The organism is Pseudomonas rosaeacicularis (assembly GCF_057128745.1).
Genome location: NZ_JBSKHT010000006.1, coordinates 159,383 through 174,960, shown reverse-complemented (window position 1 = coordinate 174,960; position 15,578 = coordinate 159,383). Strand labels below are relative to the sequence as shown.

Annotated in this window: 13 protein-coding genes; 11 read left to right on the top strand and 2 right to left on the bottom strand. The window is 60.7% G+C overall.

Translation table 11 applies throughout. The annotated features are described in order from the left end of the window. Positions 1-60: 60 nt before the first annotated feature. Entirely contained in the window at positions 61-870 is an 810-nt protein-coding gene (locus ACWKWM_RS09945) for a phytanoyl-CoA dioxygenase family protein (RefSeq protein WP_483845981.1), read from the bottom strand. A gap of 533 nt (positions 871-1,403) precedes the next feature. On the opposite strand from ACWKWM_RS09945, the gene ACWKWM_RS09940 reads away from it, so the two are divergent. Genes ACWKWM_RS09940 through ACWKWM_RS09905 form a run of 8 tightly spaced genes read left to right on the top strand, consistent with a single transcriptional unit; the run spans position 1,404 to position 8,852 of the window. After that, complete coding sequence (locus ACWKWM_RS09940; RefSeq protein WP_483845980.1) at positions 1,404-2,255, top strand: transporter substrate-binding domain-containing protein; 852 nt, start codon at positions 1,404-1,406, stop codon at positions 2,253-2,255. A gap of 9 nt (positions 2,256-2,264) precedes the next feature. After that, the gene (locus ACWKWM_RS09935; protein ID WP_483845979.1) at positions 2,265-2,912 is read left to right on the top strand and encodes an amino acid ABC transporter permease; all 648 of its coding nucleotides are present in this window, start codon (positions 2,265-2,267) and stop codon (positions 2,910-2,912) included. Beyond that, complete coding sequence (locus tag ACWKWM_RS09930; RefSeq protein ID WP_483845978.1) at positions 2,909-3,568, top strand: amino acid ABC transporter permease; 660 nt, start codon at positions 2,909-2,911, stop codon at positions 3,566-3,568. Before ACWKWM_RS09935 ends, ACWKWM_RS09930 begins: the two co-directional genes overlap by 4 nt. Further along, positions 3,565-4,401: an amino acid ABC transporter ATP-binding protein gene (locus tag ACWKWM_RS09925; RefSeq protein WP_483845977.1), complete on the top strand. Its 837-nt coding sequence runs from the start codon at positions 3,565-3,567 to the stop codon at positions 4,399-4,401. The genes ACWKWM_RS09930 and ACWKWM_RS09925 overlap by 4 nt, the downstream gene beginning before the upstream one ends. Continuing rightward, complete coding sequence (locus ACWKWM_RS09920; RefSeq protein WP_483845976.1) at positions 4,398-6,782, top strand: xanthine dehydrogenase family protein molybdopterin-binding subunit; 2,385 nt, start codon at positions 4,398-4,400, stop codon at positions 6,780-6,782. The genes ACWKWM_RS09925 and ACWKWM_RS09920 overlap by 4 nt, the downstream gene beginning before the upstream one ends. Beyond that, a complete protein-coding gene (locus tag ACWKWM_RS09915; RefSeq protein WP_483845975.1) occupies positions 6,779-7,609 on the top strand; it encodes an FAD binding domain-containing protein in 831 nt (276 codons plus the stop codon). The genes ACWKWM_RS09920 and ACWKWM_RS09915 overlap by 4 nt, the downstream gene beginning before the upstream one ends. Beyond that, positions 7,606-8,085: a (2Fe-2S)-binding protein gene (locus ACWKWM_RS09910; RefSeq protein WP_483845974.1), complete on the top strand. Its 480-nt coding sequence runs from the start codon at positions 7,606-7,608 to the stop codon at positions 8,083-8,085. The genes ACWKWM_RS09915 and ACWKWM_RS09910 overlap by 4 nt, the downstream gene beginning before the upstream one ends. Positions 8,086-8,108: 23 nt before the next feature. Next, positions 8,109-8,852 (top strand): SRPBCC family protein, encoded by a 744-nt coding sequence (locus ACWKWM_RS09905; RefSeq protein WP_483845973.1) that lies wholly within the window; start codon positions 8,109-8,111, stop codon positions 8,850-8,852. Positions 8,853-9,596: 744 nt separating this feature from the next. On the opposite strand, the gene ACWKWM_RS09900 is transcribed toward ACWKWM_RS09905, so the two are convergent. After that, on the bottom strand, positions 9,597-10,112 hold the full coding sequence (locus ACWKWM_RS09900; protein ID WP_483845972.1) for a MarR family winged helix-turn-helix transcriptional regulator: 516 nt from the start codon (positions 10,110-10,112) through the stop codon (positions 9,597-9,599). A 411-nt stretch (positions 10,113-10,523) separates the two neighbouring features. Here ACWKWM_RS09900 and ACWKWM_RS09895 point away from each other — a divergent pair, with 411 nt between their 5' ends. The 3 genes from ACWKWM_RS09895 (at position 10,524) to ACWKWM_RS09885 (ending at position 15,072) form a co-directional block, all read left to right on the top strand. Next, positions 10,524-11,789, top strand: a complete 1,266-nt coding sequence (locus ACWKWM_RS09895; protein ID WP_483845971.1) for an amidohydrolase/deacetylase family metallohydrolase — start codon at positions 10,524-10,526, stop codon at positions 11,787-11,789. Positions 11,790-11,804: 15 nt separating this feature from the next. Then, a complete protein-coding gene (gene hpxZ / locus ACWKWM_RS09890; protein WP_483845970.1) occupies positions 11,805-13,388 on the top strand; it encodes an oxalurate catabolism protein HpxZ in 1,584 nt (527 codons plus the stop codon). A gap of 76 nt (positions 13,389-13,464) precedes the next feature. Beyond that, entirely contained in the window at positions 13,465-15,072 is a 1,608-nt protein-coding gene (locus tag ACWKWM_RS09885) for a gamma-glutamyltransferase family protein (RefSeq protein WP_483845969.1), read from the top strand. Positions 15,073-15,578 lie beyond the last annotated feature (506 nt).

Below are 15,578 nucleotides of genomic sequence, written 5' to 3'. Positions count from 1 at the left end.
GATCGCAGTGTCGCTGGCAGGGCAGCGAAGGGGCTCTGTGATCGTGGACGGGTCAGGCGCTCAGCCGCCTTTGACTTCGCCATCGCGATATTGGCCCCATGCCTGATGCAGTTGCTCCATCGCTGGGGGATCGTAGTCGCAGGTTGGCAACGCTTCAGGGTCCCAGTGCCCAAAGTGGTCTTCGCCGCGTACCAGGGTGGCCCGGCGTCGACCGATCGTCGAGGTCACGTGGGTAGGGATGTAGAAAAACGCAAAACCAATGCGCCGGTCATCCGTGGTGTTGCAGCGTGAGCTGTGCGCCGTGCGCTCATGGTGAATTGAAAACTCACCCGCGGTGAGGGGCATCTCCAGGCCGAGGCTGTCGTCTACCCCGATCAACGATTGCCCTTTGGCCAGCATGTTGTCTTTGGCGAAGGTTTCCTGATGTTGGTAATCGGGTTCCAGGTGGGAGCCGGGCAGGATGCGCAAGCAGCCGTTTTGAGAGGTTGCGTCGGTGAATCCGACCCACACCGTGACTTCTTCATGGGGCGCGAGACCGAAGTAGGTCGAATCCTGATGCCAGGACACGTAGCGCGGATCATTGGCGTTCTTGGCAAATACCGAAGCACCAAACAGCAAGATGTTGGGCCCGATCAAATCTTGCACCGCATCAAGAATTCTTGGGTTGCGCGCCAGCTCGACAAAGGCGGGAGAGGCCAGGTGGGCTTTTATCTTCAGCGAGCGGTTGGCGTCTTCACCCACATGCGCTTCGTACGCCTGGATGCGCGCACGATACCCGGCAGCGTCTTCAGCGCTCATGGCTGTAAAGGGGAAGACGTAGCCGCAGGCTTTGAAGTGTTCGACTTGAGCCGCTGTCAGGTGCTTGGTCATAGGGTCCTCTATCGGCGGTTTGGGGAGTATTAACGACCCATAAGCCAGAAACGTGCCGAAAAGGTAGCGCCTGAACAAAGGTGCTTAAAAACAGAGGCATAGGGGACGAAGTAGTTAAGGCTGCTATAGGGGCTATACCCCGTATTCCGAAATGATTGTGCTTATATAAATCTATCGTATGTATTAAATAAGCAATATAAAACAACGAGTTGATGAAATTTTTCATCGATTTTTGGCTGAACATGGGCAGCATTAAAGTCGCGCTATCCCGACAAAATAAGCTTTTGTGACTGTGCGTTTGAGAGGCATACCCCGCATGTTCTGGATTATTTTGGTGCGGGTTCTCTTCGTTTCCCCCCGCAAGTGGTCGCTGAAATGGCGGCAGACAGCCTCCAGCCCTGCAAACAGAGCATCAGAACTCTAAAATAATAGGTGGCATGCCACTTGCTTCGTCCAAGTCAAGCGCTCGCAGGCGCTGCCAGCCCGGACCATCCGAATGGACCGACCTCACACGGACTCAGCAAGGAAATTCCATGACTGCTCTATTGCACAAGCTCAAGCGTCGGATGCGTATCAGTAAGTCGGTGTTGGCCCTCGCGATGGCGATGACAGCTGCCCTGGCCAACACTGCAATGAGTCATGCGGCCACGATTGACGAGGTCAAAAGCCGTGGTTATCTGCTCGTGGCTACAGAGGATGACTATCGTCCATTCGAGTTCATGCAAGACGGCAAGGCCACCGGCTACGACAATGAGCTGCTGGCGTTGGTGGAAAAGTCCTCCGGCGTGAAGATTCGCCAGCAAGTGCTGCCATGGGCCGGGATTCTGCCAGGGGTGACCACCGGCAAATACGACATGGCATTGTCGGCAGTGCTGGTCACCACCGCGCGCAAGCCCACGTTTGACTTCACCTCTCCGACTGCGCAGACCGCAACCTTCTTTGCCACCAAAAAGGGCAGCAGCATCCTCAAGCCCGAAGACCTGATCGGTAAAACCGTTGGCGGCGAAACCGGCAGTGCGATGCTCACGGATCTGAAAGACTTCGACGCCAAACTCAAGGCCAAGGGCAAAGGCCTGAAAGAAATCGTCGAATACCACGGCTATCCCGAGGCCTATCAGGACTTGGCCAACGGCCGTCTGGACGCGGTCGCCAACACTGACTTGTCGCTGAATGACCTGGTCAAGCAGCGCGGCGACATGTTTGTCATCGGTCAGCCGATCGGCGAGCCGACTTACCTGGCCTGGGCCGTGGCCAAAGGCAATACCGGCGTTTTGAAAATGGTCGACGATGCGCTGCTTGAACTGCGCAAGAACGGCGAAATGTATCGCCTGCAGAAGAAGTGGCTGGGCGAGAGCCATGAAAACATGCCCGTCAACGTCAACTGATAGACGCCCATGACGGCATACGACTACTGGAGCATCCTGCTGGGTGCCCTGTCGACGATAGGGGTTTCGCTGGTCAGCATCATTGTTGGCGTGCCCCTTGGCCTTGGCCTGGCGTTGATTCGCTGGGGCAAGGTGCCGGTGGCGCGGCAAGCGGTGTTCACTTACGTCAGCATCATGCGTTCCTGCCCCGCAGTGACGTTGATCCTGCTGATCTTCTTCGCACTCCCGCAGTTTGGTATTTCGCTGGACCCGGCGAGCGCCGGCATTCTGGCCCTGACCTTGTCCACCGCCGCCTTCAATTGCGAGATCTGGCGCGGCGCGTTAATCGCTTTTCCCAAGCAGGAATACGACGCGGCGCTGGCATTCGGCATGCGCCGTGGCCCGCGCTTGCGTTTGATCGTGCTGCCACAAGTCTGGCGCTCAAGCCTTCCCGGACTGGTCAATGAAATGACCATGCTCCTCAAATCCAGCCCCGCAGTTGCCGTGATCGGCATGGTGGAAATCACTCGCGCCGCACAACGAGTGGGCGCCCGCACCTACGATCCCTTGCCGCCGTTCATCTTCGCCTTGCTGTTGTACAGCGTGATTGTTTACCTGCTGATTCGGCTGCAGCGCCGGCTCGAACGCCGTAGCGCAGGTCATGAGGTGATCGCATGATCAATGACTTTGTGACCATCTGGGGCCAGTTGCCCGATATCGGCAGCGGCTTTCTCAATACAATCATTTTGGTCAGCATTGCTGCCACGGCTTCTTTGCTGTTGGGCATGTTGCTGACGCCGATGCTGATGTCCTCGCGTCCTGGCATCGCCCGCATCGCTACGGTGTTCTGCGACGCCATGCGTTGCGTGCCGTTTCTGCTGTTTGTGTACCTGATCTATTTCGCGCTGCCGTCGATGGGCATTCGTTTGTCCAACTGGAGCAGCGGCGTCCTGGCGCTGGTGCTGTACAACTCGGCCTATATGGCTGTGCTGCTGCGCGCCGCCTGGCAGGACTTGCCCGCCGACACCATTGAGTCGGCGCGGGCTTTCGGCTTTCACGGCTTGAGCCTGGTGCGCCGGATTATCATGCCGCCGGTGGTGATGCGCGCGATTCCAAGTCTGGGCAATCAGTTGATCCAGATCGTCAAAGACAGCGCCTTCCTGTCGATCATCGCGGTCACTGAACTGACCAGCGTGATGAACTCGATCCAGTCCACTTACTTCATTCCTTTTGCTGCGTTTCTCTCGGCGGTGCTGCTGTATTGGGTGCTGTGCCTGTGCATCGAGATCCTGACCAGCCTTCTGACTCGCTACGCCGAGGAGCGTCGAACGTGAACGCATTGCAACCTTCCCCCAGCGATCTGGCAGCGACTGCGCAGACCAAGGTGCTGCAATTGCAGGGCATCTCCAAATGGTTCGGCGACAACAACGTGCTCAAGGATGTCTCGCTGGACGTCATGAGCGGTGATGTCGTGTGCTTGCTCGGCCCCTCTGGCTGCGGCAAGTCGACCTTGCTGCGCTGCATCAACTGGCTCGAACAACCCAATGCCGGCAGCGTGTTTCTCAAGGGTCAGCGCATGGGCGTGCACAAGGGCGGGGTGAAGATGAACGACGCCGATCTTGCGCAAATGCGTTCGCGGATCGGTATGGTGTTCCAGCACTTCGCCCTGTGGCCACACCTGACCGTGCTGCAGAACATCATGCAAGCGCCGCTTTACGTGCAGAAACGTGACCGCGAGCACGTACGTCTTGAGGCGCTTGCGTTACTGGCCCGGGTCGGTCTGGCGGAAAAGGCCGATGTCTTCCCGGCACGTTTGTCGGGCGGGCAAAAACAACGCGTCGGCATTGCACGGGCACTGGCGATGAAGCCCGATATCCTGTTGTTCGACGAGCCCACCAGCGCGCTTGATCCGATGTTGGTCGGTGAGGTGCTGGAAGTGATTCGTGGCTTGGCGGGCGAGGGCGCGACCATGGTCATCGTTACCCATGAAATGGAGTTTGCGCGTCAGGTCGCCAGCCGCGTGGTGTTCATGGACGCCGGCGACATCGTCGAAAGTGGCGCGCCGGCCGAGTTCTTTTCCGCGCCAAAAACCGCGCGGGCGCAACAGTTTCTGTCGCGTTTTCACAGTGGCGCGGCACACGCCATGCCACAGAGGGGTTCGCAATGACTGTTCCATCGCAACCTTCCAGCCAAGGCATCGGTGCTTCACTGCCGCGCAAGGAAGATGATCGCTTCATGCGCGGTCGTGGCAACTACATCGGCAATATCCGCTTTCCCGGCATGCGCGACGTCGCGTTCGTGCGCAGCCCGGTGGCCCACGGGCACATTCTGCAAATTGAAAAACCCATCGGCCAGGAAGGCTCGGTCTACACCCTGGACGATCTGGTCGGCGTCAAACCGATCGTTGCCAATTCCGGGTTGCCGGGCTTCAAGACCTCTGAGCAGCCGGTGTTGGCCAGCGGCAAGGTGCGTCAGGTCGGCGAGATGATCGCCATGTGTGTGGCGGACACGCGCGCCGAAGCCGAAGACATCGCCGGCGCCACCTTCGTCGATTTCGACGAACTGCCCGCTGTGGTCGACATGCTCGCCGCCCGTGAACCGGGCTCAGCGCTGGTGCACGAGCACTGGGGCGACAACGTATTTCTGGAAACCACGGTAGACGCCGATCTCGACGAGATTCGCGAACGCGCTGCCATCCACGTGCATCGCGTACTGCGCACTGCCCGACAGAGCATGGCGCCAATGGAGGGCCGAGGTGTGGTCGCCTATTGGGACCGGCGCCTGAGCCAATTGGTGGTCTACACCTCGGCGCAGATGCCGCACATCAATCGCACCGGCCTCGCGGGTTGTCTGGGGCTGGACGAAGGCAGCGTGCGGGTGATCTCGCCGGACGTCGGCGGCGGTTTTGGCTACAAGGGCATTTTGCTGCCCGAAGAAGTCTGCGTGGCCTGGCTGGCGATGCATCTGGATCATCCGGTGCGCTGGATCGAAGACCGCCGCGAGCAACTGGTCGCCAACGCTAACTGCCGCGAGCACCACTACGACATCCACGCGTACGCGGATAAAGACGGCCGTCTGCTGGCGGTGGACTGTGAGGCCCATGTGGACTCCGGCGCGTATTCCTCCTATCCGTTTTCGGCCTGTCTGGAAGCGGCGCAGGTGGCGAGCATCCTGCCCGGTCCCTATAAAATGGAACGCTACCGTTGCCGCACCTGGTCGGTGGCGACCAACAAGCCGCCGATCCTGCCGTATCGCGGCGTGGCCCGAACTGGCGTGTGCTACGCCATCGAAACCGTGATGGATGCCATTGCCGTGGAGGCCGGGCTGGAGCCGTTTGAAGTGCGCTTGCGCAATCTGGTGCAGCCTCAGGAAATGCCTTACGACAACATTACCCGCAAGCATTTCGACAGCGGTGACTACCCCGAGGCGGTGCGCCGGGCGATCAAAGCCATCGACCTGCCGGCCGTGCGTGCGCGTCAACAGCGGGGTGAAGCCGATGGCCGTTTGATTGGGGTCGGCCTGGCGGTGTTCTGCGAGCAGGGCGCCCACGGCACATCGGTGTACTTCGGCTGGGGCATTCCGATGGTGCCGGGTCGTGAACCGGCAAGCCTGCGCCTGACCCCGGACGGCATTCTGGAGATCCGCGTGGGCGTGCATTCCCACGGGCAAAGCATGGAAACCACTCTGGCGCAGATCGCCAACGAAGTGCTCGGCGTCGATCCGCAGCGGGTAAGAATTGTTTTTGGTGACACTGGCATGACCCCTTATTCCACCGGCACCTGGGGCTCGCGGTCCATCGTCATGGCCGGTGGCGCGGTGGGCCAGGGCTGCAAACTGTTGCGCGATCGTCTGCAGCATGTCGGCGCCTATCTGCTCAAAGATCCGCTGGACAGCGTGACCTGGAGCGAGGGCGGCGTGACTGGACCGTCGGGCCACATTGGCCTGAGCGAGCTGAGCCGCATCTGGTATTTGCAACCCCAGCGTCTGCCGCCCGATACCCATGAAGGCGGGCTGGAAGTGCACACCACCTATCAGGCGCAGCGCGACACCGGCACCTTCAGCTACGCCTGTCACGCAGTGGTGGTCGCGGTTGATCCGCAGCTGGGCAAAACCGAAATACTGGATTACGCCATCGTCGAAGACGGCGGCAAGCTGATCAACCCGATGGTCGTTGACGGCCAAGTGTATGGCGGCGCGGCGCAAGGTATTGGCACCGCGCTATACGAAGAAATGCCCTACAGCAAAGAAGGCCAACCGCTGGCCTCGACCCTGGCCGATTACATCCTGCCGGGCGCCACTGAGGTGCCGTCGATCCGCATCGAACACATGGAAACCCTGGCGCCATATACCTCGTTCGGTCAGAAGGGTATTGGCGAAAGTGGCGCGATCGGGTCACCCGCCGCCATCGCCAATGCCATCAATGATGCGTTGCGTCCTTTGGGGGTCGAGGTCTCGCAGTTGCCGTTGTCGCCGCGTGTGGTGTTTGCCGCGCTCAGCAGTAAACAGCGCCAGGCCGCGCCCGCCGAACCGATGGAGGTGGTGTCATGAAAGCTGTGGCCTTTGATTACCAGTGCCCGAGCAGCGCCGCCGAGGCTGTGCAACTGCTGCGTGCCAGCGAAGGCATGGGCAAGATCGTCTGCGGCAGCCAGTCGCTCGGACCGATGATGAACCTGCGCCTGGTGCAGCCCGAACAACTGATCGACGTGCGCCGTCTGGCCGAGTTGCAAGGGGTGGTGGAGGAGGCGGGCAGCATTGTGTTGGGCGCCGCCGTTACCCACGCCAATATCGAGGACGGCATTGTTCCTGACCCATCTCAAGGCCTGATGCCGTACGTGGCGCGCGGCATCGCTTATCGGGCCGTCCGCAATCGCGGGACCTTGGGGGGCAGCCTGGCCCATGCTGATCCGGCCGCCGATTGGGTGAATGTGATGGCTTTGCTGGATGCCGAGATTCTGCTGCTGGGGCCTGATGGCGAGCGCAGCGTCAAGGCCGCGGCATTCATGCTTGGCGCCTTCACTACGCAGCTGGCGGAAGACGAACTCATTCGTGCCGTGCGCATCCCGCGCCTGAGCGCCAACGCCCGCTGGAGCTACTACAAATTCAATCGCAAGACCGGCGAGTTCGCCGAAGCCATCGCCGCTTTCGTCGACGATCCGCAGCGCGGCGTACGTCGGGCGATCATCGGCGCAGTGGATGGCGCACCGCAGGTGATTGAAGACGCAGGTCAGTTGATCGATGCCTGGGATGATGCGCTCGCCGATCCCTGGTTGCTGGCAGCCGGCATCGATCCTGACAGCTACGAATATCAAATCCATCGGGTGGCGTTGCAGCGTGCCGCCGAGCAATTGTCTTGCCCACGGGAAGCTTTGTCATGACGCAACTGAAACTGACAGTTAATGGCAAAGCGGTCAGCGCCAACGTCGAACCTCGTACGCATCTGGCGGATTTTTTGCGTGAAGAGCGCGTGCTTACCGGCACCAATATCGGCTGTGAACAAGGTGTCTGCGGTGCCTGCACGGTGATGATCGACGGCGCACCGATGCGTTCGTGCATCGTCTACGCGGCGGCATGCAATGGCGCCGAAGTGCGCAGCATCGAGGACTTCGACAAGGACCCGGTGATGGTCCAGCTACGCGCCGCGTTCACCGCCGAGCACGCGTTGCAGTGCGGCTACTGCACGCCGGGGATGCTCGCTACTGCACGCGATATTGTGCTGCGCATTCCCGATGCCGATGAGGCACGCATTCGCCACGAACTGTCGGGCAACCTGTGCCGATGCACCGGTTATGTAGGGCTGGTCAAGGCCATCTCCCGTGTGCTTGACCAGCGGCGCGAACTGTCGCCGGCCTGACCTTTTTGACGAGGTAATACGCAGTGGATATCGAACAAAGCTTCAGCGTCCCGTTCAGCCCCGAACTGGTCTGGAAAAGTTTTCTGGACGTGGAGGGCATCGTCACCTGCCTGCCCGGTGCCTCGCTGACTGAGCCACCTCAGGGTGATCAGCTGGCGCTGGCGATGACCGTCAAATTGGGGCCGATCGTGGCGGCGTTCAAGGGCGAGGGTCAGATGAAACTGGACCAGGCCAGCCATAGTGGTGTGGTCAGCGGTCAAGGCAACGATCGCAAGAGTGGATCGCGGGTCAAGGGTGAGGCGAAGTTTGAGTTGTTGCCTGAGGGCGCTGGTACGCGGGTCAATGTGGTGGTGGATTACTCGATCACCGGGACGTTGGCGCAGTTCAACCGTGGCGGTATCGTGCGGGAGCTGGCGACTCGCATGACCGATGCGTTCGCGCTCAATCTCAAGATGCGGCTGGAGGCGGCGAATGAGGGGATGGTTGAAGTTGGGCCGGCTGTTGGGGACGAACCGGTCGCTGCGCAGACGCCGGTCGGTGCGCACGCTTGCGTGATGGATGACCTCGGCGTCCAGTCCGTAGCAGCCACATCGGCAACTAAGGTCGAGCCTGTCGCCACAGCCGTCCAGGCCCAACCCGTGCCGCCGCGAGCGGTAGCGGCGCCACCGCTGGATCTGGGGAATATGTTCTGGAGCGTGATGCTCAACCGACTGCGCAGCCTGTTCGGCCTCAAACCCAAAACCCGCTGCCCGACCTGCGGCAAGTGATGTTGATCGTCGCCACGTTCTGGGAATTGATCCGCTTGATCAGACCTACACGAAACCGTTTCTGCCGAAGGCGTAGGAGCCTTGCTTGCAGGCGATGGGCTGCGCAGCAGTCCTAAATAAACCAGGCAGCGCGGTTCACCGCACGCACAGCCAGTCAGCGCGGTTTTACCTGGTCCACCGCATGCACCGGTTTTACTGCCGCTTCGCGCCAGATCGCGGGACAAGCCACGCTCCTACGCCTTCGGCAGAAGCGGTTCGCGGGGAACGATCAAGCGCAAAATTTGTGGGAGCGGACCTGTCCGCGAAGGGGTCGTTACAGCCAGTACATTTCTGGTGCCTGACGCTCAGTCTTCGCGGACAGGTCCGCTCCCACGGGTTGAAGTGACCTCCACCCTTTGATCGGTCAGTGACAGATCGCGGGACAAGCCACGCGCCTACGCCTTCGGCAGAAGCGGTTCGGAGAGAACGATCAATCGCAAAACTTGTGGGAGCGGACCTGTCCGCGAAGGGGTCTTTACAGCCAGTACATTTCTGGTGCCTGACGCTCAGTCTTCGCGGACAGGTCCGCTCCCACGGGTTGAACTGACCTCCACCCTTTGATCGGTCAGTGACAGATCGCGGGACAAGCCACGCGCCTACGCCTTCGGCAGAAGCGACAGGGTCTTCAATCGACAACACGAAGTGGTCGACCACCTGTTGAAGCGAGGCTTACGTGAGCGGCCAACGATCACCCCAACACCGGACTCACTCCCCTTGCCCCAGCTTGAAAGGCGCGGTGCCGACATCGTTGTTGGCTTCCACCAGCCGGATCAGTTGCAGCATGAACAACGCTCGTTGCTCTTCCGGGATTTGCTCAATGGTGCGGTCGTGTGCGCGTTGCACGTTGATGTCCATTTTCTTCAGCAGGTAAAGCCCTTTGCGGCTCAGTTTCACCAGCTTCACCCGTCGATCTTCAGTGCTCTGGCGCCGTTGCAGCAGGCCCCGCGCCTCAAGCCTTGGGATGACTTCAGCCACGCTGGTACGTTCCAGGCCGATCTCATGGGAGAGGGTGTTCTGGTCCATCTCGCCGTGGGTGCCCAACGCGGTCATCAGGCTGTATTGCACAGGTGTGATGTTGAACTCGCGGGTTTCATCGAGGAACAGGCCGCAGTGAATCTGGTGCAGCCGGCGAATCAAAAAACCGGGGCGTCCCAGTAACGCCGAACGGCCTAAGGCCGCACGCAGTTCCGTCTGGAGGTTATCGTCTTGCATCGTACTCATAGTTAACGAAACAACCTGTTGTCAGTGGAGCCGTCAGGGCCGAAACGAGGCCGGGAGCGTCTGATCCCGAAGGCCGGATTATAGGGTAGAAAGTGGCATGCCTCGTTATTTCACTGCAATTGCGCTGCCACGTTTCTGATGAGCATAACCCTACGCCCGCGATACAGGCATGAACCTGATGTGTGGCATACCTCAGAGTGCGCAAGCATGGTGCGGTCAGACTTCAAACGGTGCAGTCCCGGCCCCTGTCCAAAAACCGGACAATCCAAAAAGGAAGGTATGCCACATTTATTTATATTGAATTAAAACTATATAAATCAATTACCTAAGTTTTTTATAGAAAGAAGATATACAGAACTGGCACACCGATTGCGTCGCACTGTCCACCCAAGACTCTCCCAGAAGACTTCCATGAAAACGATCCTTCTTTACGGCGGTCGTGTTATCGATCCTGCGAACTCCATTGATACCGTTTGCGATGTATTGATCGAAGGGGATCGCATCCAAGCCGTCGGTACTTTGCGCGATACCGAGGCGGCCACTGGCGCCGAACTGATCGATTGCACCGGCAAGCTCGTGCTGCCAGGTCTGATCGACACCCACAGCCACGTTTATCAGTACGTCACCGGACGATTCGGCCTGAACGCCGACATGTGCGGCGTGCATTCGGGCGTTACCACGCTGATCGATCAAGGCGGCGCCAGCTGCATGACCTTGCCGGGCTTTCGCAAGTTCATCGCGGAGCCTGCGCACAGTCGCGTGCTGTCGTTTCTGTCGGCGTACCTGGTCGGCGGGCTCGAAGGCCATTTCTACCCTGAGCTGTACCGCCCCGAATGCGCTGATGTGGCGGCGACGGTCAAGTCGGCGCTGGCCAACAGCGACATCGTCAAGGGCATCAAGGCCCATGCAGAGCTGGGTGGTTTTGCGCGCTGGGGCCTGGATGTGATGAAAAAGGCCGCGCAGATCGGCGAGCAAACGTCGCTCCCGGTCTACATCCATTTCGGCCAGCTGTGGCCGATGCCGGACGAGCCTCAATACGACATCGATCCGGACAGCATTTTCCCGCAGGTGCTGGATCTGCTGAAACCGGGCGACGTATTGGCGCACCCGTTCAGTCGTCATCCGGGCGGCTTCGTCGAACAGAATGGGCAAATGCATCCCTTGGTCAGTGAGGCCATCGAGCGTGGGCTGAAAGTCGATGTCGGCCATGGCTCGCACTTCAGCTACAAGATGGCGGCCAAGGTGATCGATGCGGGCGTGGTGCCGGACACGTTAGGTTCGGACATGCACGGCTACAACACCACAGTGCCCGCGCCTGCAGGCACACCGGACGAACATCCGGATGAAGAACATCTATTCACCGGCACTTCGCGCTTCAGCCTGGTCTCGACCATGGTCAGCATGATGGCCTTGGGTTTGAGCCTTGAGCAACTGGTGCCGATGGTCACCAGCAACGCCGCGAAACTGGCCGGCATGAGCGATGAGATCGGCACTCTGGGTGTGGGTCGCGAGGCTGATGTCAGCGTGCTCAGTGACGAGGAGGGCGCCTGGCTGTTGCGTGACAACGAAGGCACTGAAGTGATTGCGCGACGCATGCTGCAACCGGTGTTTTGTCTACGGGCCGGCAAGCGCTTTGACGCCACCGCGCAAATCCTGCCTGTCCCTCGTGTTGCCTGACTGAGGGCCTGCCCCATGAATCCAGAGCTGACCCCGCCTGTTGAGCAACAATCCGCATTGCAGGCCGCGCTGGATCGGTTGTACGCGGTGAGTCCGATGTGGACTGACGTGCTCAGTGCCCGAGCGGCAGTGGGCCTGGAACCCATGACGTTGCTGCACGCCGGGCCGCCGTTTGCCGACCCCCGCCAGCCCAGCGCGTCGGTGTTGTCGTCTGCCGTGTTGTGCTGCCTTTACGAGGGCTGGGCAGCCACCGAAACCGACGCCCAAGCGATGATTGCAGAAGGCCGGGTGCGCCTGTTGCCCGCCCAGAATTATCGCATCGTCACGCCGTTGGCAGCGGTCATTTCTCCCTCGACCAGCCTGGTGCAGGTGAGCGACGGCGCGCAGTCCAATGGCTCTGTTTGCTGGTCCCTGCTCGGCAGCGGGTCCGGTCCACAGCTGCGTTTCGGCACGCGTAATCCAGCAATTTTGCAGCGCATGGCCTGGCGCGACGAACATCTGGCGCCTGTCTTGCGCGCCGTGCTGCAACACTCGCCGATAGCATTGATTCCGCTCGCCATTGCGGGTTTGCAAGAAGGCGATGATTTGCACAGCCGCACAACGTTCGCGACCGCCGCGTTGCTGCAAGCGCTGTCGCCGTCGCTGGAGGTGAGCGAAGTGCGCGCGATGCTGGAGGCCACGCCGCTGTTCTTCCTCACGTTGTGGATGGCTGCCTGTTATCTGATGCTCGATGCCACACGCAGCGCTGATCCCGCGCAAGCCACGAAACTGGTGCTGGCGTTGGCGGGTAATGGCAGTGAGGCCGGGGTCAGGCTGGCGGACGCGCCAGAGGTCTGGATGACTGCGCCAGCCCATGTGCCACAAGGACCGAGAATTCAGCCGGGCGACTTGCCTGCCAGCCCGATGCTGGGCGACAGCGGCGTTATCGATGCTGCCGGATTTGGTGCGCAGGCGTGGTTTTACACCACTGATGTCGCAAGGGATATGTGCGGCTGGTTAGCGCCACTGACAAACGAAAAGCCGGTATGGCAGGTGGGCAGTCATCCCGATTTCCACACGTTTGGCCTGGGCTGTGCGGTGGACGCGGCGATGGTTTCGCATCGTCATCCGACACCTAAAGTCGCCATCGCGATGCTCGACGCTCAAGGTGAGCAAGGCTTGCTCGGGCGTGGTGTATGTCTGACGGATGCCGCTTTGTTTGGCGCCATGCCGGCGCTGACGCCGGTGATCAACAATCCCGCATCGCTCGCCGGATTGAACCACGCCTTCGAGCGCTACGAACGGGCGCTGACCGGCAACGATGTGGCGGTGCTCGACGAGCTGTTCTGGGACAGCCCGCACACTCTGCGCTACGGTGCAGGTGAGCATTTATACGGTTATGCCGCCATTCAGGCCTTCCGTCACGCCCGTCCGGGCAACGCACTGGAACGCACGATACTGGAACGGTCAGTGACCAGCTTCGATGATGCATTCGCCGTCACCCACATCGTTTTCAGCCGCACCGGGCAAGCGCGGCTCGGTCGGCAGACGCAAAGCTGGGTGCGCATCGCGGGGGATTGGCGCATCGTCGCCGCTCACGTCAGCTGGATGGACCTATGAGCTGCCAAGCGCAGGTGCATAGCGCCGCCGGTATGCTGTACCACCCAACTATCTTTCCATTTGCCGGGAAATCCTGATGCCGCACATTCTCAATCCGGTTCGCGGCACGCGCGCCATGGCCGTCGCTCCCCATGCGCTGGCGGCACAAACTGCGTTGGCGGTGATGCGCGAAGGTGGCAATGCCGTGGAGGCGATGATCGCCGCTGCCGCCACCATTGCCGTGGTCTATCCCCACATGAACAGCCTGGGGGGCGACGGTTTCTGGTTGATCGCCAAACCGGGCGAAAAACCTCTGGCACTTGATGCGTGCGGCGCAGCGGCGGCGGGTGCCTCGCTTGCGGGGTATCGCGAACTGGGCTTGCAGAGCATTCCGTTTCGCGGTGGTCTGGCGGCTAACACGGTGGCGGGCACAGTCTCAGGCTGGGACGCCGCGTTTGATTGGCAGCGCAGCGCCTTGGGCGGTCGGATGCCGTTGAACCGGTTGCTGAACGATGCCATTCAATACGCGCGCGACGGCATTCCGGTCACCCGAAGTCAGAGCCGCTGCACGGCAGACAAACAGGCAGAACTGGCGTCGATCATTGGTTTCAGCGAGACATTTTTGCCAAGCGGTGCGGCACCGTTGACCGGGCAACGCTTCAAGCACCCACGTCTGGCCGACACTCTTGAGCAGCTGGCTCGCGCCGGTTTGAGCGATTTTTACCGGGGCGACCTGGCGCGCAGCATCGCCTCGGAGCTTGAGGCTGCGGGCAGTCCGTTGCGGCTGATCGATCTGCAGGGGCAATGGGCCGACTGGCGCGACGCCTTGGTGCTGCAACACTCACGCGGCGAGGTCTACAACTTCCCGCCGCCCACTCAGGGGCTGGTTTCGCTGCTGATTCTGGGCCAGCTCGACCGTCTGCTGACGCCTGAGATGGACGCTTTGGGTGCGCCGTTCGTGCACGCCTGCGTGGAGGCGACCAAGCGTGCGTTTGCGATCCGTGATCAACACATCACTGACCCTGCGCACATGACTCAACAGGCCCAGGAGTTTTTGTCCCCGGCGCGACTCGACGCCATGGCCAGTGCTTTCGATCCTGAACGCGTAGCGCCTTGGGGCAAAGGCGTGGGTCCAGCGGATACGGTGTGGATGGGCGTGGTGGACAATGAGGGCGTGGCGGTGAGTTTCATCCAGAGCCTGTATCACGAGTTCGGCAGCGGTATCGTCTTGCCGACCACCGGTTTGAATTGGCAAAACCGGGGCTGCAGTTTTTCCCTGGACCCTGCGGCGCGCAATCCGCTAACGCCTGGGCGCAAACCGTTTCACACGCTCAACCCGGCGATGGCCCGACTTCACGATGGCCGCACGCTGGTTTACGGCAACATGGGCGGCGATGGCCAGCCGCAGTCCCAGAGCGCGGTGTTCAGCCGCATCGTGTATTTCGACATGAACCCGCAGGCCGCCATCGACGCGCCGCGCTGGTTGCTGGGCAGAACCTGGGGCAACGCCAGCGATAATCTCAAGCTGGAGGCGCGCTTTTCACCCACCTGCGTGGAGGCGTTGAAGGCCAAAGGGCACGACGTTGAAATCCTTCAGGACTACGACGAAAGCATGGGGCACGCCGGCGCGATCATTCGCCATCCGGACGGTTTGCTCGAAGGGGGTTGCGATCCTCGCAGCGACGGCGCCGTGGCGGGCTGGTGATCAACCCAGGTTGCGCTCCAACAGGTTCTCCGCAGCTTCGTCCGAATGCGGCCCAGACCAAGTCTCGCTCCAACGAGATGTGTGTCAGGTAGAAATTAGCAGCGCCGCAGATTCACTGTGGGAGCGAACCTGTTCGCGAAGACGGTGGTTCAGACACCAGAGATGAAGTGGATGCGCCGGCGCCTTCGCGGACAGGTCCGCTCCCACGGGTTTGCGTCAGCCTCCAAGCTCCTCGCTCCAAAGGGATGTGTGTCAGGTAGAAAATTGGCAGCGCCGCAGATTCATTGTGGGAGCGAACCTGTTCGCGAAGACGGTGGTTCAGACGGCAGAGATGGAGTGGATGCGCCGGCGCCTTCGCGGACAGGTCCGCTCCCACGGGTTTACGTCAGCCTCCAAGCTCCTCGCTCCGACGGGATGTGTGTCAGGTAGAAATTAGCAGCGCCGCAGATTCACTGTGGGAGCGAACCTGTTCGCGAAGACGGTGGTTCAGACACCAGAGATGAAGT